At 58.0% G+C, this 16,993-nt stretch carries 16 protein-coding genes and 1 pseudogene; 12 read left to right on the forward strand and 5 right to left on the reverse strand.

The window, feature by feature from the left end; genetic code table 11:
• The first annotated feature begins 123 nt into the window (after positions 1–123).
• The 6 genes from GSQ93_RS17525 (at position 124) to GSQ93_RS17550 (ending at position 9,168) form a co-directional block, all read left to right on the forward strand.
• Positions 124–2,409, forward strand: a complete 2,286-nt coding sequence (locus GSQ93_RS17525) for a polysaccharide biosynthesis tyrosine autokinase (RefSeq protein WP_158936930.1) — start codon at positions 124–126, stop codon at positions 2,407–2,409.
• Positions 2,396–3,763: a lipopolysaccharide biosynthesis protein gene (locus tag GSQ93_RS17530; RefSeq protein WP_158936931.1), complete on the forward strand. Its 1,368-nt coding sequence runs from the start codon at positions 2,396–2,398 to the stop codon at positions 3,761–3,763. The genes GSQ93_RS17525 and GSQ93_RS17530 overlap by 14 nt, the downstream gene beginning before the upstream one ends.
• A 120-nt stretch (positions 3,764–3,883) precedes the next feature.
• The gene (locus tag GSQ93_RS17535; protein ID WP_158936932.1) at positions 3,884–4,927 is read left to right on the forward strand and encodes an EpsG family protein; all 1,044 of its coding nucleotides are present in this window, start codon (positions 3,884–3,886) and stop codon (positions 4,925–4,927) included.
• An 81-nt stretch (positions 4,928–5,008) separates the two neighbouring features.
• Positions 5,009–6,100, forward strand: coding sequence for an acyltransferase (locus GSQ93_RS17540; RefSeq protein ID WP_158936933.1), 1,092 nt, complete (start codon positions 5,009–5,011; stop codon positions 6,098–6,100).
• Between the two features lie 699 nt (positions 6,101–6,799).
• Positions 6,800–8,407 carry a GMC family oxidoreductase gene (locus GSQ93_RS17545; RefSeq protein WP_158936934.1) on the forward strand — a complete coding sequence of 536 codons (1,608 nt, stop codon included), beginning with the start codon at positions 6,800–6,802 and terminating at the stop codon, positions 8,405–8,407.
• Positions 8,408–8,511: 104 nt separating this feature from the next.
• The gene (locus GSQ93_RS17550; RefSeq protein WP_158936935.1) at positions 8,512–9,168 is read left to right on the forward strand and encodes a peroxiredoxin-like family protein; all 657 of its coding nucleotides are present in this window, start codon (positions 8,512–8,514) and stop codon (positions 9,166–9,168) included.
• Between the two features lie 19 nt (positions 9,169–9,187).
• Here GSQ93_RS17550 and GSQ93_RS17555 read toward each other — a convergent pair whose 3' ends face one another.
• Complete coding sequence (locus GSQ93_RS17555) at positions 9,188–10,063, reverse strand: alpha/beta fold hydrolase (protein ID WP_158936936.1); 876 nt, start codon at positions 10,061–10,063, stop codon at positions 9,188–9,190.
• A gap of 319 nt (positions 10,064–10,382) precedes the next feature.
• On the opposite strand from GSQ93_RS17555, the gene GSQ93_RS17560 reads away from it, so the two are divergent.
• Entirely contained in the window at positions 10,383–10,910 is a 528-nt protein-coding gene (locus GSQ93_RS17560) for an antitoxin Xre/MbcA/ParS toxin-binding domain-containing protein (protein WP_158936937.1), read from the forward strand.
• The gene (locus GSQ93_RS17565) at positions 10,907–11,377 is read left to right on the forward strand and encodes an RES family NAD+ phosphorylase (RefSeq protein WP_158936938.1); all 471 of its coding nucleotides are present in this window, start codon (positions 10,907–10,909) and stop codon (positions 11,375–11,377) included. The genes GSQ93_RS17560 and GSQ93_RS17565 overlap by 4 nt, the downstream gene beginning before the upstream one ends.
• A 246-nt stretch (positions 11,378–11,623) precedes the next feature.
• On the opposite strand, the gene GSQ93_RS17570 is transcribed toward GSQ93_RS17565, so the two are convergent.
• Positions 11,624–12,016 (reverse strand): hypothetical protein, encoded by a 393-nt coding sequence (locus GSQ93_RS17570; protein WP_158936939.1) that lies wholly within the window; start codon positions 12,014–12,016, stop codon positions 11,624–11,626.
• Positions 12,017–12,552: 536 nt separating this feature from the next.
• On the opposite strand from GSQ93_RS17570, the gene GSQ93_RS17575 reads away from it, so the two are divergent.
• From GSQ93_RS17575 to GSQ93_RS38715, 4 genes are all read left to right on the forward strand, one after another.
• Positions 12,553–12,948: a hypothetical protein gene (locus GSQ93_RS17575; RefSeq protein ID WP_158936940.1), complete on the forward strand. Its 396-nt coding sequence runs from the start codon at positions 12,553–12,555 to the stop codon at positions 12,946–12,948.
• 883 nt (positions 12,949–13,831) lie between these two features.
• Positions 13,832–14,575, forward strand: coding sequence for a type IV toxin-antitoxin system AbiEi family antitoxin domain-containing protein (locus GSQ93_RS17580; RefSeq protein ID WP_158936941.1), 744 nt, complete (start codon positions 13,832–13,834; stop codon positions 14,573–14,575).
• Between the two features lie 34 nt (positions 14,576–14,609).
• Positions 14,610–14,906, forward strand: a complete 297-nt coding sequence (locus GSQ93_RS38710; RefSeq protein ID WP_367889762.1) for a nucleotidyl transferase AbiEii/AbiGii toxin family protein — start codon at positions 14,610–14,612, stop codon at positions 14,904–14,906.
• Between the two features lie 35 nt (positions 14,907–14,941).
• On the forward strand, positions 14,942–15,547 hold the full coding sequence (locus tag GSQ93_RS38715; RefSeq protein ID WP_367889764.1) for a nucleotidyl transferase AbiEii/AbiGii toxin family protein: 606 nt from the start codon (positions 14,942–14,944) through the stop codon (positions 15,545–15,547).
• Between the two features lie 50 nt (positions 15,548–15,597).
• On the opposite strand, the gene GSQ93_RS17590 is transcribed toward GSQ93_RS38715, so the two are convergent.
• The 3 genes and pseudogenes from GSQ93_RS17590 to GSQ93_RS17605 form a co-directional block, all read right to left on the reverse strand.
• Positions 15,598–15,783, reverse strand: a complete 186-nt coding sequence (locus tag GSQ93_RS17590; RefSeq protein WP_158936942.1) for a hypothetical protein — start codon at positions 15,781–15,783, stop codon at positions 15,598–15,600.
• A gap of 68 nt (positions 15,784–15,851) precedes the next feature.
• The gene (locus tag GSQ93_RS17595; protein ID WP_158936943.1) at positions 15,852–16,109 is read right to left on the reverse strand and encodes a hypothetical protein; all 258 of its coding nucleotides are present in this window, start codon (positions 16,107–16,109) and stop codon (positions 15,852–15,854) included.
• A gap of 602 nt (positions 16,110–16,711) precedes the next feature.
• Positions 16,712–16,993, reverse strand: a pseudogene (locus GSQ93_RS17605) (IS6 family transposase); the annotation flags it as partial.

Consider the following 16,993-nt stretch of genomic DNA (forward strand, 5'->3'; position numbering starts at 1 on the left):
CGAAGTGTCATCAAATGAACTGCCGCCCATCGAACTTGAAAAGGAAGTCCATGCAGAGGTGTACGCCCCGCAATTCCAGCTATGTCCGTTTCGAAAGTCCAGTGCAGAGAATGGGAGGCAAGAATGAGTAGTTCAATTGATCGAATGGACGCCGCACAGCGAACCAGCGACTTCAATCTCGCTGCGTTGCTGGATGTGTTCGTCTTGTACCGGAGGATGATGGCGTGGATCTTTTGCGTCATCGTCGCGGGCGGCATCGCGTGGGCGTTTCTTTCGGACCCTGTCTATCAGGCCGATCTGCTCGTGCAGATCGAAGAGACCAATCTCGCATCATCGGCGCGCTCGCCCTTCGGCGACATTGCCGCGATGTTTGATGTGAAGTCCTCCGCCGAGACTGAAATGCAGGTGCTTGCTTCGCGCCTCGTGCTCGCCAGTGCCGTCGACCAGTTGCAGCTCTATATCGAGGCGAAGCCGGTGCGCCTTCCGCTTTTTGGCAATGCGATCGCTCGCGCAAACGTGAAGAACATCGGCGCCCCCGGGATCTTCGGCTCCGGCGGCTTCAACTGGGGCAAAGCGGCTATTTCAGTGGATGCGTTCAATGTGCCGCCCGACCAGGAAGGCGAGAGCTATTACGTTACGGCGCTGGAGGGCGGCCAGTACCGGTTGTCGGGGCCGGGCATAGAAGAGGGCGAGGTCGCGAGAATCGGCGAGTCGCACGCGTTCAAGACAGAAAGCGGTCCCATCGTCCTCGACGTGAAGTCCCTGACGGGCGACCAGGGGGCTCGCTTCGAGCTCGTGCGGCAGTCGCGTGTCGATGCCATCGACGTCCTGCAACGCGAGATCAGTGTGGACCACCAGGGCAGGGACACCTCGGACATGGTGCGCGTGAGACTGCGCGGCACCGACCGCCAGCGTGTCACCGACACGCTCAACGCCATCGCCCGCGCCTACGTCGACCAGAACGGGGCGCGTAAGACCGACGAAGCGGCGCACTCGCGCGCCGTGCTGCTGCGCGACCTGCCCGAACTCAGAACGAACCTGGAGATGGCGGAAGCCACGCTCACAACGCTGCGTACCAAGGTCCGGTCTGTGGACATGGATGACGAAGGCAAGACGCTGGTACAACAGTCGGCGGCGAACGAAGCACAACTGACCCAATTGCTTCAGACGCGCACCGATCTCGTCAGCCGTTTTAGCGCGCAGTATCCGTCCGTTGTCGCACTCGATCAGCAAATCGCGATTCTGCGAGGCCGCGCTGAGCAATTCGCGCAACGCATTAGCGAGTTGCCGGGAGAGCAGCGCGAGCTCGTGACGGCGCAACGCGACGTGCTGGTCAGAAAGGACCTTTATCTGAACCAGCTCAACAACATCTCCCAGTTAGAACTCCTGCGCGCCGGCCGTCCGGGCAATGTGCTCATGATCGACTCCGCCATCATGCCTGACAGCCCGATACCGATGCGGCGCCCCATGATCGCGGGGCTCGCGCTCGTGCTTGGATGCTTCGCTGCAGTGGCCGCCGCCTATTTGCGCGAACTGCTGTTCGGAGGCGTCTCGCATCCACGGGAAATCGAACAGAGCGCGGGCTTGCGCGTCTGCGCCGTTGTTCCGCACGCGGCGCATCCGAAGGCCGGCTGGTCGAGGCTTGCGCGCCGCAGTCAGACGAGTCGGCGCCTGCTCGCCTTATCGGACCCCGCCGATCCGGCTATCGAAAGCCTGCGCGGCCTGCGAACCACGCTCCAGTTCTCGATGCTCGATGGAAAGAACAACGTGGTGCTATTCACGAGCCCGTCGCCGCTTATCGGGAAGTCGTTTGTGTCGTCGAATTTCGCGGCAGTGCTCGCGACGGCCGGCAAGCGTGTCCTGCTCGTCGATGCGGACCTTCGGCGCGCCAACTTGAGCCACAGATTCGGCCAGGGCACACGCCGTGGTTTTTGCGATGTGCTAGCGGGCGCCCTGACACTCGAAGCCGCCATTTTCCCGACGGAGCAGGACAATCTTTCCTTCCTCCCCGCCGGCTCACGACCCGGCAATGCGGCAGATCTGCTGACGAGTGGCCCTGTCGACGCGATCATGCAGGAACTGGCCGCGCGCTATGACGTCGTCGTCCTCGACACGGCACCTCTGCTCGCGGTGCCGGACGCCTCCATACTCGCGCCGTTTGCAAGAGGCAATGTCTTCATCCTGGCGCGCGCCGGTGTCACCAAGCTCGGCGAACTGGAAGAGACGGCGCGCCGCCTCGAACAGGTCGGCGTGGACGTGACGGGCGTAATTCTGAACGGCATCGATCCACGCGCCGGGCACTTCCGTTACGGTACGCGGTACGGGACATATCGCTACACTGCCGATTCAATAAGCGGCGCGCCGGTCTTCCCAGAAGAGCGCCGCGAGGTCGGATATGTCAAGACGTAGCGATGCCTGGGCGCTGGTCCTCTTGTTGCTCAGCGCGCTCGGCTCCGCCGGCGTCGCGTTCGCCGTGCAGGCGGCGCTTGCGCGCACGCTGCATGCTGATCAATACGGCCACTTCGCTTCCGCTCTCGCGACGCTCACGATCGTCGCGCCCGCCGTCGGATTCGGTCTGCCTTCGGTGTGGCTCAAGCTGTATGGCACGGAAGGCTGGGCCGCCGCACGATGGATGCGCGCATCGGCGCGCTTCGTGTGCATCAGCTCGATCGCGTGCGTGGCGGCGACGCTCGCCTGGTCGTTCTTCGGGGTGCGGGACATCGAAACCACGAGGCTGATCGTCTGGATGCTGCCGGCGCTCCTCAGTCCCGGCGCGATCGAACTGGCAAGCGCGAGGTTTCAGCTCGAAGAGCGCTTCGGACTTGTCGCCGCATGGCAGGCATTTCAGCATTGCGCACGTCTCGGCGTAGTGCTCGTGTGCTATCTGCTGAACGCACGCGTGGACAACGTGGCGATCGGCTTCGGATGCATTGGCATCATTGTGATTGCGGGTGGTGTGTGGACGTTGTCGCCGCTTTTCAAGGGACGCTTGCGCCTGGCCGGTCACGGCGAGCGGCCCGCGCCCGGCTCCGCGACGCAGGCGGCCGCGCTACCGGGCGTCGGTGAACTGTGGCACGGCGCCTATCCGTTCGGAGTGACGAGCCTGCTCTACTTCGGCTACGTGCAAAGCGGACTGCTACTCGTCGCTTACCTGACCAGCCCGGGGCGCGTCGCGCTCTACAGCGTGGCGCTCACCATTCTCGCCGCAATCTATCTGTTTCCGACCGTGCTGTTCCAGAAGCTCCTGATGCCCCGGCTGCACCGCTGGGCGGCCGCCAACGACGCACGGTTGCACCAGTCCTATCGAACCGGGAACCGCTGTATGCTCGCCGCCGGCTTGGTGGCCGGCCTGGCGACCGCACTGCTCGCTCCCGTCCTCATCCCTGCCGTCTTCGGCGAGCACTACCGCGAGGCGGTGCCGCTCGTCGTCATCATGTCGGCTTGCGCGCCGCTGCGATTCGTGACGACGAGCGCGTCGTCGATCATGACGAGCCGCAACCAGATTCAGATTCTCAACGGGTGCATGGGGGCCGCGTTCGTCTGTAGCATCGTGGCCGCCATGCTGCTAGTTCCGCGCTTCGACCTGAAAGGCGCGGCCGGCGCATTCGTTTTCGGGGAGGCAGTCTGGACCGTGCTCATTGTTATCGCGGCAAATCGGATCATGCAGAACAGGCAGCGGCGGCGCGATGCGGCTTGCGCGCAGGCGGCCGGGCGGCGGCCCGGAGAGCGCGTGGCTCGAACGGTCGAATCCGAGGCGACATGAAAGTTGGATTGCATGTGCGGTTAAGCACGGAGAATCATTGAATAACCAAGATGATGGATCTCGTACTCGGGCATTTTCCTGGCAACTCACTTTTCGCACGCGTTCCCTTCAGGGCAAATCATGGCGTATTACATCGTTCCGATACTGGTCTTCTATTTCGGCGTCGCGCTATGCATAAGCTACGGCGGCACGAGCAAAGCGGTCCTCATCACGTGCTCACTTCCGCTTATATTGCTCGCTTGCCTGCGCGGTCAAACCGGCACCGATACGGCTGCCTATTACACCGTGTTCACCGGCCTGGCCTCATCGCCGATAGACTACGGCGGCGAACCTCTGTTCGGCATGTACGCGGAGAGGCTATGGGCCCTCATTCCAGATCCGCGATTCGTGGTCAACGTCATTTCGCTGACTACGGCCTCGCTCATGATATGGGGCATCTCTCGAGCACGCTATGGCGCATGGTTTGGTGGCCTCGTGATGGTACCCGCCATGTTCTTCGAGCTGACACTTAACGTGCTTCGCTTCGGCGTCGCGTCTTCTATTTTCCTCATTGCATCGCAGGTGCCCTTTCAGGAAAAGCCGATCCGCTATGTGCTGCTGGCCATCCTCGCAACGGGCATGCACTTTTCGTCTGCCTTGCTCTTTATCCTCTTCATCGGCGTGACCCGACGCGGACAAATTATCTGGGTGGTGGTGTCGATGCTTCTGGTCGTAGGGGGCGCGTTACTCATGCCCGGCTATGTGGCTGCGAAATCCGATCTGTACACAGACATGGTCGCGCCGAATGCCTCATCGGGACTGCTCTTTTTGCTGCTGCAACTGTCGGTGCTTTCAGTGGTCATGCGCTGGCGAGGCGACTTCCGTATCCCGACATCGGGCATAGCGCTGTGCGCTGTACTCGCGGTCGCTACCTACATCATGACCCAATTCACCTATGCGGGAATTCGCTTTCAGCTCATCCTCTTTTATTTGCTGGTAGTTGTCTTGCTGCGTCAGTACGCGCCCGCAGGCAACCGCGTGCCCACTCAACTTGGGATGTGGCTGCTGCTGATCGGTCTCATCGGCTTGGGGGGGCGGCTTCACAACATGTCCGACGAGCGTGGACATGGTGCGTCTCCGTTCCTCCCTTACCGCCTCGCACCGACGCTTGAACAGTATCGCTAACCAATGCGGCTGCGCTGAAGCAGGAAAGTTACTAGCTACGATTTTCCGGACGCGGCAAAAATTTCGGGAGGTGCGTCGTCTATGGCAGAGAAAGCCAAGCACTATAGAGGTCTTAACGGACTACGGGCAATCGCGGTGGCGCTGGTTTTTCTTGTCCACAAAACGAACAGTATCCCTCCTGAATTTGGCAAGAGCGGTGTGTGGTTGTTTTTTTTCATCAGCGGCTTTCTGATCATCGGCGAATTACACCGTGCCCGCCGATCGATTGAAAGTGGCCAGTCAACGATATCGGACGGCCTACAGACTTTCTTTGTCAAGCGAGCTTTGCGGATCTTCCCGATCTACTACCTGCTGTTGGCCGCGCTGTTCGTTGGTCGGCGCTTCTATGCGCATTACGGCCCCGACCTGGGTTTTGCCTGGCACTTCACGTATCTTTCCAATTTTTGGATGGCGCTCGTACTAAAAGACTGGATCGGTCCGTTTTCGCATCTGTGGAGTCTTGCGGTCGAACAACAGTTCTACCTGATCGCACCTTTCGCATTCCTTCTTTTGCCGACACGCTTCCACGGCGTAATCTGTGCCGTCTGCCTGATAGTGGGAATTTCCGGGCATGAGCTGCTCTATGCCTACGGGTCCGATGAAATAGTCGAGTACACGATATCTCCGTTCAATTTTTCACTGCTTGCATCGGGCGGCTTAATGTACTTTGCCGTAGGACGAGGCATGCGCGTTGTCCGGCCAGTGCTTGCTGCTGCCGTTGCCATCATTCTCATATTGGGTTCATGGTGCATGCTGCTCAGTCATATACCCGATAGCGCCAAAGCATTGAGCGATCTGTGTCTTTCTGCCGGCATCGCTCTAGTGTTCTTTATTGTTGTCACGAACCAGCGCGGCTTGCTGACGCGATGCCTGGAATGGTCGCCGCTGAACTATTTGGGAACCATCAGCTATGGCTTCTACTTATTTCACAACTTCATCCCGAATCCAATCGGCAAAGCGCTGCAGTTGTATCCGCATATCAATCTGCCTGACGGACTTCAAAGCGCGCTTGGATTGACGTCTGGCTTTGCGCTCACCGTCGTCGTAGCGTCGTTTTCCTGGCGCTTTATCGAACGGCCGATAATGCAGTTGCGCCAGCGGCGCACGGCTATCGCACCACCCAGCACGGCGTGAACCTTTGTTCGTTCAAAGCAAGTTGCTATTCGCGCCCTTGACTTGTTCGTCGGCGGTCAGACACATTGTGGTCAGCAAGCGCTCTGCGAAGCGGCAGCAAATGGCGTGGCGACCGGCTCATGCGCATGGGCTTCACGCAATGCGTAGCATGACCCCGTGGCAATGCTGATCGAGTCATTCTAACCGATGGATTTCCTGCATTCTCCCTTCCATGAAACGGCTGTGCGGTGATTGAACATCACGAAAAATAAGCTTGAATTAAGCCTCTTTCACACGATGCCGCGAAGCGTCCCCAGAGCCTTTATCTCGGACGGCCGAGATTGATACGATCGAGCAGTTAGATGAGCCGCCAAGGCATTCACGCCGTACGGCGTTGGCGCTAACCTGCTTCCTAGACGGGACAAGCCGGAAAGCTCGGCATCAAATAGATGATGCCAGAGCGAGCAGAACGCGAAAGCCACTGTCCGGCACAGATCGCTGCAAACCACGGCTTCGACATTAGCGCTTGGTCCACCGGCGAAGTTATCGTGCTTTCTCGATTGGCGTCTGCAAGCTGCGACGACCATTCGCAAGTTTAATTTTTCCTGACGAGTCACCAGCCCTTGCTGGATGGTCTGAGCGAGGGCTTCACGCAGCCGAAACTTTTCAGTTCATATAGATAGCATACCGAAACCATCCAACGGAATTTTTGGAGGCCCCATGGCAACAAACAAAGAATTCGATCAGCGCGTGCGGGAAAATCAGCGTGAGCTCGCCGCCAGTATCAGCACACCGTTCGATTTTATCGTGTGCGGTGCGGGAACATCAGGATGCGTGGTTGCCGCCCGGCTCGCGGCCGATCTGGGCGTGCGTGTGCTGCTCATTGAAGCGGGTGGCCCTGACGAGAGCGAGCTCGTTCAAGACCCGAACCAGTGGCCCATGACCTTGTTCGGCGAGCTGGACTGGAGTTTTGTCGCGCAAGCGAATTCGCAGCTCAATGGGCGCGCGATCGGGTATTCAATGGGCAAGGTACTTGGCGGCGGATCCAGCATCAATGTATCCACGTGGTCGCGAGGTCACCAAGCTGATTGGGACTTTTATGCCGACATGGTGTCTGACGATGCATGGAGTTATCGCGCCGTCCTCGACCTTTATAAAAACCGTATTGAGAAATGGGCAGGGGAGCCAGACACAGCCTACCGAGGCGAACGCGGCGCAGTGCACGTGCAGCCGGCGCAGAGCCTCTTTCCTTTTTCAGAGCATCTGATGGAGGGTGCTGAATCACTCGGACTGACTCGATTTCCCAACGCGAATGGCCGCATGATGGAGGCTGACGCCGGTTGCGCACTGGTCGACGAAACGGTTTGCGAAGGCAGACGCCAGTCGATCTTCCGCTCGTATCTTTATCCGATGATGGCGCAACCCAATCTGACCGTCCTGACCGGCGCGCATGTCAACCGTGTCCGGTTTGACAATCGTCGCGCGACAGAGGTCGAGTTCACCTTTGAAGGTAGCGTGGTGACGGTGGAAGCGACTCGCGAAATCGTATTGTCGTTGGGCGCTATCCACACCCCCAAAGTATTGATGCAATCTGGAATTGGTCCCGCGTCAGAGTTGGCAGGTGCCGGCATTCCCGCGTTGCAGATCCTGGAGGGCGTCGGGCGCAATTTGCATGATCACGTTTCCATCGCGTCCGTCTGGGCCAGCAATGGCGACGTACTTGGCGCTTCTCCGCGTAGCCAGACGGCATGTTTCTGGAAAAGCCGTCCCGAACTGGATAGCCCGAACTTCTACAGCTACGCCATTTCGGGTGCCTACCTGACACCTGAAAACGCCGTCAGCGCAGAGCCGCCAAGTCATTGCTGGACGCAAGTGATCGGCATGCGGCCTGTCAGCCGCGGTAGCGTCCACCTCACCGGCGGCGCAGCAACGGACGCTGTGCGGATCGATGCCAATTACATGGCCGACGCACAGGATCTGATCGACTTGAAAAGCGGTTTGAGTTTCGCACGTGAAATGGGCAATGCGTCGGCGCTGGCGGGTTCCAGCGTGCATCAGGTCGCGCCGCATTCATTCGAATCCGGCGACCTCGAGCAGTACATCCGGAATGGCTTGACGACGTTTTGGCATCAAAGTGGCACCGCCAGGATGGGGCTCGATGCAATGTCGGTCGTGGACAGCAAGCTGAAGGTCTATGGCGTTGAGGGCTTGCGAGTGGCGGACGCGTCCGTTCTTCCGAGGGTCACGAGCGGTAATACGATGGCCCCATGTGTGGTCATTGGTGAGCAAGCCGCAATGTTTTTGCGTGAAACGGAAGACCTCTCTTAAAACAAGTTGGCAGAGGAACAGCGCTGAGTTGCTTATCGTTTTTTGAATGCGGAAATGCTCTTGCTCAAGCAACCGTATCAAGCAACCGTAAAGGATGGTCCAAAATGACTGGCATGATTTCAGAGTTGGCAAAGATACGCGCCTTGCGCGATCAGTTCGTACCGGAAACACAAACCTCAGTGATGGACCGCGCGATAAACGACCTGGTCGCGTCCGGAATCCGGAACTCCTGTCTGCGCGCTGGAGACCGCGTTCCCGATTTCAGCTTGCCCTCTATCCGGGGAGAGCAGGTAAACGTACGCACGTTGCTGCTGTCGGGTCCCATCGTTCTTAGTTTTTATCGGGGGGGCTGGTGTCCGTATTGCAATATTGAGTTGCGGGCACTACAGCAAGTGCTTCCCGAGATTGAACGCCTTGGTGCGTCTATTGTGGCTGTCTCTGCGGAGCTGCGCAATCGGCAAGTCGAGTCGGAGAGGGAAAACGCATTGACGTTTCCGGTGCTCACCGATCTTGGTAACGACGTCGCAAGGCTTTTCGGCATTGTCTATGAACTGGATGAGGACCTGTTGCAGGTCTATCGTGAAAGGGGACATGAACTTGAGACTGCGAATGGTCCCCAAGGCGCTAACACACTAGCGCTGCCCGCTACTTTCGTAATCAATCAGAGCGGGACCATTCGCCTGGCCTATATCAACGAGGACTACGCGGAGCGCCTTTCCACCGACGAGATTTTGCGCGCACTAAAGACGTTGAGCGAATGATCGGCTCGATGCGACTTGGTCATTGCGGCAGGCGCTCGGCAAGGAACGTGCGGATCGACTGTGCAATGGGCTCCGCGTGCGTCTCTAGCGCAAAGTGCCCGGTATCGAGCATTTCGATCTGAGCATGCTCGATGTCTCTCACGAAAGCCTTCGCTCCGGCGGGAACAAAGTAGGGGTCCTTTGCTCCCCAAATCGCTAAGAGCGGCGGCTGATATTCCCGGAAATAGCGTTGAAACTCCGGGTACATCTTCACGTTGTTGGCATAGTCCAGAAATAGGTCCAGTTGGATATCCATATTTCCCGGGCGATTCATCAGCGCCGTGTCCAGCGTGTACCCCTCTGGCGCAATCGCGCTCTCCTCGGACATTCCAGTGAAATATTCGTTGCGAACACCGTTGTTGGTCAGCGCTGCGCGGATTGCTTCGCGATTTTTCGACGTTGGTTCTCGCCAATATCGTTGAATAGGGGACCATGCATCGCCAAGCCCTTCCTCGTAGGCGTTACCGTTCTGTGAAATGCTTGCCGTCACGCGTTCCGGGTGTGCCAGGGCAAGACGCAGACCGGTAGGTGCACCATAGTCAAAAATATACATGGCGTATTTTTCAAGGCCTAACGTGTCCGTAAAGGAGACTAGCGTGTTTGCCAGCGCGTCGAAGCTATAAACATAGTCGGGCGCCACTTCGGTGAATCCGAATCCTGGCAGGTCGGGCGCAATCACGCGGTAACGATCGGCCAAGCGCGGTATCAGCTCACGAAACTGGAATGACGAGGTCGGGAAACCGTGCAACAGCAGAATCACAGGTGCATTTGCAGGCCCCGCTTCGCGATAGAAAACATTGGTGCCGTTCACAAGCACGCGGTCAGTGCGGGTTAGTGGAATATTTACGTGGTCCATTTCATTCTCCAGGCGTAAGTGCATTTCTTCGGCGCGTCTGAACGTAAGCTTAGGCGAGATACTGCGCCCCTGCGTGACAGGAGCATCTCACGGTGCCAATAAACTTAGGTATGAGCCGCAAGCAGCGAATTGCTCGATAGGGTATCGGCTCAGAACGGGGATTTTTGAAGGGTATTGGGGGCTGTGCAATTCGCTTCTTTTTTCGGGGATTCAGCGGTAAATGGCACACGCGGGCGCGCCTGCTCGAATGGGAGCCTATTGCTTACCGTTTGGTAAATCTATAAAATGGGTATAGATTGTTGCTCATTTGGAGAACGGCATGACGGCAGAAGCAATCGCAAAACGGCAACATTCGCGCAGTAAAAAGGTTAGCGGCTCAGCGGCGAAGTCGGCAATAGCCGCAAGGCTCGCGCACATCGGGACAGACGGGCTGGGGTCCCACGACGACGACTTCACCTTCTTTCTCGGCCTCGACCAGATCGAGCAGTCTCACTTGATTCGCGATGGTATGGAGGCGGTGATTGTCAGCCGCATCGCCAATGAGTTGCTGGACATCCCGGTCCAGACGCTGCTGGCCAGTTTGCGCCTGCCGAGCAGCACGATCAACCGCAAGATCTCGCAGGGGGAGCGGCTCAGCGCGAGTGAGTCGGACCGCGCTGCACGCACCATGTTGGCTTACGCACAGGCAAAGGATGTTCTCGAGGACGAAAAACTCGCCGCCGAGTGGTTGTTGAGGCCCAATGTCCAATTGCGCGATGAACGGCCATTGGACATGCTGGATACGCAAACTGGGTACGACCGTGTTCGTGACATTCTCCTGCGACTTGAATATGGCGTTACCGTATGAAGGTGTTTCGTCTTGCAAAAGAGAAGCCTGGCAAGTACCGGGCCGACGACTTGAGCGGTAACGGTGCGGCGCTTGCAGGTGGTCGCTGGAATCCGCGAGGCGTCGCGGTGGTGTACACATGTTGTCACGCATCAACAGCGGTCCTCGAGGCGCGCGTTCACGCGTCGGGACTCTTGCCGGTGGCGAATCTTTATCTGGTCACGCTCGAAGTGCCGGACAAAGCGGTGTCGAGCGCTTACGTGCCAGATCTACCGGATGACTGGAACGCGTTAGATCGTGATCCGGCCTCCACAGTCGATCTTTCGAGGCAATGGCTGGAAGAAGGCAAACGGCTCGCCATGCGCGTTCCTTCCGTCGTTTGCCCGAATGACGACAACCTGATTCTCAATCCGGCACATCCTGGCATGAAGCATGTAGTCGTGCTGCATAAGCAGCGCTTCGAGTTGGATCGGCGCCTTTTCAAGTGAATAGGTAAAGCGGGTAGACCAGACGGGTACAACGCCGTCGGTTATGTGCATGCCAGCTCGAGCGCGTCCAAGGGAGGCCCCGACTTCTGCTGAACTGGCCAACGATGCAGGGCCGTGCAGAAAGACGGCCAAGGCAGCATAGACGTTCGCCGCCCGTCGGCGCCATTAAATACCGCGGTGGGTCATTTGATTTGCCTCGGACCTACGTCTTTGGTACGTGACGCGTCCGCGCGACGCTAAGCAAACTCAGACATGATCGGCCGCGGGCTTTTCGTGCCGTTCTGTGACCGCCATCGTCAGGTTTAAAAGGGCGTACAGCTCACCCGGACTGGTTGCCTCAACTTCAACCTCGCTCATTGTCAGGCGCAATGTACGCCCGGCTCGACCTTGCAGCCAGGCGCAGGCTGCCGCGGTCAGTGTGGACCCGGCGACGGGGGTGAATGGGACCAGAAACTCCCCAACGAAGCCGTCACCCCCATCCGCGTGGTCGGTCGTGAAAGTTACCGCTCGAATCTGGCCACCCTCGGCACGGGCGAGGCTATAGAACTGCCGCAGCTCGCGCTGGTATCCGGGACTGAAGGCGGCCTCGTCGTCGGGTGCGCGCACCAGGGTCAGGCGCAGGGTGTCCGTGGTCGGCATGGCGTGCTCTTGCATATGTGATAAAGGACAATATCAGATAAAGAAAGGTGCCACGCCGGTTGCACGGTCATCTTGCTGAAGGTAAAGATGAATTGCGATGGCGCGGGTTGAGTTTGACGGCTTCGAGGAGGAGCCGGACAGCTATCCCATCCGCTTGCGCACTCGTTTATACAAGGATTTCAGTGGGTGTTTGATCGTTTTCGCTTCAAGAAGGGCGGAAACGCGCCAAGCATAAAACATAAATTTCTCGGACCGAGATCTGAATACTTCTTGAGGAATTATCTAAGTAAACGACGGGCGAGACACTTTTCCTCGGCCTCTGGCGGCGTTTGAATCCCGATTTATGTGTTCGGGCATCAACGTATCTTCCTGGATAATTCATTATTTGTGTGAGGAAAGAGACACTGCGAAGTCAGGACCTGGAGCATTCTCGTCTCTGTGCACCGGGATACCAGCAGACCTCGTCGAACGCATTGCGAGCCTGGCTCCCACGAACCGCGTTGAGCACCGCAGGCTGCAAAGGAGACGAGCGAGCTATGGGTTTATTTGATAGGAACACGCTGACCCAGCACGAGACGATAGCCATCGCCACGCTCATAATTTCCGCTGAGATCCAAGGACTGTTCGACAATGCGCCCGTCAGCCGGGTCGCCCATTCGAGCTATCTTGGGGACATCCTTCGTTCACTCAAGTTGGACGCCGGCAAGCCAAAGACCTTGAGCGCGACACGCCAGAGGGCCATGGTCAACTTCGTTTCCCTGGCTGTTCGAGAATTGGCCAAGACAGTGCCCGCGCATCAACTCCGCTATCTGGTCAGTCTGACCTTAAGTTGCAGCGCGTTAATCTTGTCGGATATCAGTCGATGCCCTCAAGAACTCGTTGATTGGTATGAGGCGGTATCCAGAGAGCTACGGCGAAACAAGCTCGTCTAGGCTCTATCCGCCGCAGCAAAAGTCGCGGTGCGCGTTGCATGCGCGCCGCGATAGAAATCCTCCCAGAGCAAGTCCCATTCAGGCGCGTTAAACCCTTCGCGAAAATCAACGATCGGTGCGGCGCTAATCTGATAGGTCACGAACGTACCCGGTGGCAGAAGCGTCGAGATCTGTTTGTATTCATCAATGGCCCTTTGTGCATCGAGTGCGAGGTAGAGCGCCTCGACCGGCCGATTAACGCGGCCACCGGGAGGTAGCCACGCCAGCGCCGCTGAGAGGCATTGAAGCCCACTTGAGCGTGTGAACGCTGTAGGCGGTAGGCGGTGATGCGGTGATGCGGTGATGCGGTGATGCGGTGATGCGGTGATGCGGTGATGCGGTGAAATTTTATATAGTATCTAGTTACTTAGAAATTGATAATAACATTTATGTTAAATTGTTTGTCAATGCCTCGAACAGTTTTGGCGGTCGACGTGGCTCAACAGGAACTTAGATCTCGATAATGTCTGAACACATGCGTGTTTCAGCGCTTCGCTCACTGCGGCAGCATGCCCACAGCATACCGGCATGCTGCCGCAGTGGTCTTTTTGCCAGTTGTTGATGTCACAGATTCCCGTCTGTCCTGCCGGCCGCGTGCGCTACTCGAAGGTCAAACGTCGATCCGTAGATGGCAGCGCTGTGAATGCATACATTATTCTCCCTAAATACAAGAAAGTCGGTATTTCTGGAGAATAAATCATACAGCGTGAGCCTGAAAATCCCCATGCTGCGAAGCGCGTTACTCATCGTCGCCTGTCATCAGCGCGCGGGCGTTGCATGATTTATTCTTTGTAACTTCAAATTAAAGGGGTGTATGCTATAAAAATCATGCGTTATCGACGGAATGGCCAGCAAGACACTTCAACGGCTCATGGCAAGCGCGCCGCGCGGGCAACCGCTCACGCCACAAATGCTTCGCGATTGCGGGGTGAGCGCCCAGCAAACCACCTATCTCGTTAACGCCGGATGGCTGCAACGCCTGTCAAAGGGTGCCTATCTGCTCGCTGGTGACACGCCCACCCGGGATGGGGTACTGGCCTATCTGGCCCAGCGGATACCAGGCCTTCACGTCGGCGGCAGAACGGCCCTGGACTGGCAGGGGGTACGTCACAACCTGAGCTTTCGCGAGCGCGTCGTACTGTGGGCTGAACGCCCTTACGTCATGCCGGACTGGGTGGGCGAACATATGCCCTATACCCTGCAGACCACCCGCCTGTTCGACCAAAGCATGCCGGAAAACGCTGCGCTGTCACCGCTGCCGAACCGCGATCCCTCCCTGCTCGTTTCCGAGCCCGAGCGCGCGCTGCTTGAACTCGCCAGCGATGTCGGCAAACGACGTGCGAAAGGGCAGTCGCTCGAGGAGGCCATGAGCCTCGCGTCCTCGCTTCGCAATCTCCGGCCGACGGTCCTGGACACCCTCCTCTCGCACTGCACGCGCGTCAAGGTCGTCAAGCTGGTGCGCGATCTTGGTGAGGCGGGCGGATTTCCCTGGGGCCAGGACCTCCAGCGGCACGTCGACCGGCTCGGGCCCGGCCGACGCTGGACCAGTAGCCGCAAGGGCGGCCCCCGCCTCACGCTGAAGGCCTGATCTGCACGCCCCCTTAAAGCTCAACGTCCTCTCAATGAACGATCAATACCTCAATACGGTTCGCCTCATGCTGGCGATTGCGCCAGATGTTTTTGACACACCCCACTTCGCGATGAAAGGGGGCACCGCCATCAACATGTTTGTTCAGGATCTGCCCCGTCTGTCCGTCGATATCGACGTGGTCATGTGTTCCCATGAGCCGGGCCGCGACGAGGCTCTCGCCATCATCCATGACGAACTCGCTCGCGCCCGGCAGGCCGTCGGGCGACAGGGACATAGGGTTACCCTGGCCACCGCCAGTGGCAGAAACAAGGCGACGACGTTAAATTGACTGTCTCGTCCGCTGAAGCCCAGGTCAAGGTTGAGGTGAACTACGTTTTTCGCGGCACATTAACGCCGACCGTAACGCGCAGTGTCGTGCCGCGCGCACAGGCCATGTTCCGCGTCGACTTCGAAGTGCCGACGCTTGCCGATGCTGAGCTTTACGGGAGCAAACTTGTTGCGGCACTGGACCGGCAGCATCCGCGCGATATTTTTGATGTGCAGCACATGTATGACACTTATGGTCTGCGCCAGGACGTCGTGACGGCTTTTGTCGGCTATCTGGCTGGGCATAACCGCCCCGTCCACGAGGTACTCTTTGCGAAGCCGAGATCGCTTGAGGACGAATACGAGGCCGGCTTTGTCGGCATGACCGTTGATCAGGTCGATCTGGCTGCACTTGAGGCCGTTCAGTCTCGGCTCCACCATGACCTTCCAAGGGCGTTGACCGCGGAGCACCGCGAATTTCTCGCCTCGCTCGTGAGACTCGAGCCAGACTGGTCACTGATGCCGTACGACCATCTACGCGACCTACCGGCAATCCGCTGGAAGGTCGAGAATCTTGGCAAGCTTAAGACACGCGACGCGACGCGCTTTGCCCATCAGGAGGCGTTACTGGAGCAAGGCTTCGCGGCGCTCGATGACAGCTAGACGCCTGCCTATGGCAAGTAACCACGTGTGTTCGTAGATGTTCTTGCGGCTCACTGCTTCACCCAGCCCATGTGGGCGTATGCGTCAGAGCATGTGTCGATTTCGTGCTGCGCGATGATCGGAAAGACGCCAGGTGTCGATGCGTTGCATTGAGCGACCTGCCCTGTTTTCAAATCTTTGAACACGGCCGGTGAGGCACACGCTGCCATTAGGATCGCCGAGATGATCACGAACATCCTTTTCATCGTTATCGGTCTCTATGCTGTTCATTACAACGGGCTTCGACTCACGGAATAGCCCGCAACTAGACGAACACATGAGATCTTACGTCGTCCTCGAAATCGACCGTCCAGTGTGTGCCGTTACCAGCAATGTATCCACGAGTAATATTGGCGAAACTAACCATAACCTCGCGCTCCAACACCTTGATGTCATCGGTCCCGACTAAATCTTCTGTATAAGACACGGTAAATGCGTCTGGCGCGAGCCCGGCATCCAAGCAGACTGTTCGGAAGTCTTTCTGCTCGCTTCGGGGCAAATCGTCGAAGGTCTTGTTGGCCATTTCCGTCTCCACGTGATCTAGCACGATCGTAGCACGCGGTAGCTGCCAACCGTTGGCTCCGCCATTGGCAGCTACCCTCTCGCGGGCGAAGCCTCCAAGGTAGTGTTTGAGAGTCGGAAGCGCCACCGGGAAAGCACCGCTAGCGTCGATACCTCGCCAGCATTGGAGGTAGCGGAGTAGCGAAAAATTCGGAGCCGTCTAGGCAGACAGTCAGCCTCCGAACAAACCGCTGTCATTCGGTCCGGTTGCCGACGCCACGCTCAGAACGGATCACTACGCACGGCGACTTATCTTCATTGGCGCGCGCCCGGTCGAGGGCCTCACGACGATCTTGTCATGCGGAATGATGATGCTCGTGGTCGTTGGGGCAACGCCAGCCAAAATGTCAACGAGCATTGCCACCGACTCGTAGCCCAGTCGGTCAAGCGGGTACAAGATCGAGTCACAGCCGGGTTTAAGAGTTTCGCCACAGGTCTGTCATAGAAGCTTGCAACTGACAGGTCTTTGGGTACATTAAACCCCTGCCGATGTGCTTCATGCATCGCGCCGGCATTGTCAACTTGCGGAGAATGAGGCGGCACGACGGAAGGTGGGACAACTAATCAAAAAGCAGTCGACGGATTTTGGGCGAGTTCGGCGAATTCGCGCCATGCAACGAACCGGGCTGCGAGTTGTTTGCGATAGAGTGAAGCTCGCAGCAAATGCCGCTTGAGCGCGAAATGTTGCCTGATCGGTCCGAAGCACGAGAGAAATTTCTGTGTGCGTTTAGGGTCGCGAAAGCCGCGCATGCGTCGCTCACGTTCGCGTGTCGGTTGGTGGCTGTTCTCGGCTCGGTTGTTCAGTCGGGCTGCGGCTTTAACGAAGACGTGCTTCACGTTAGCAAG

The organism is Burkholderia sp. S171 (genome assembly GCF_009766085.1).
GTDB lineage: Bacteria > Pseudomonadota > Gammaproteobacteria > Burkholderiales > Burkholderiaceae > Caballeronia.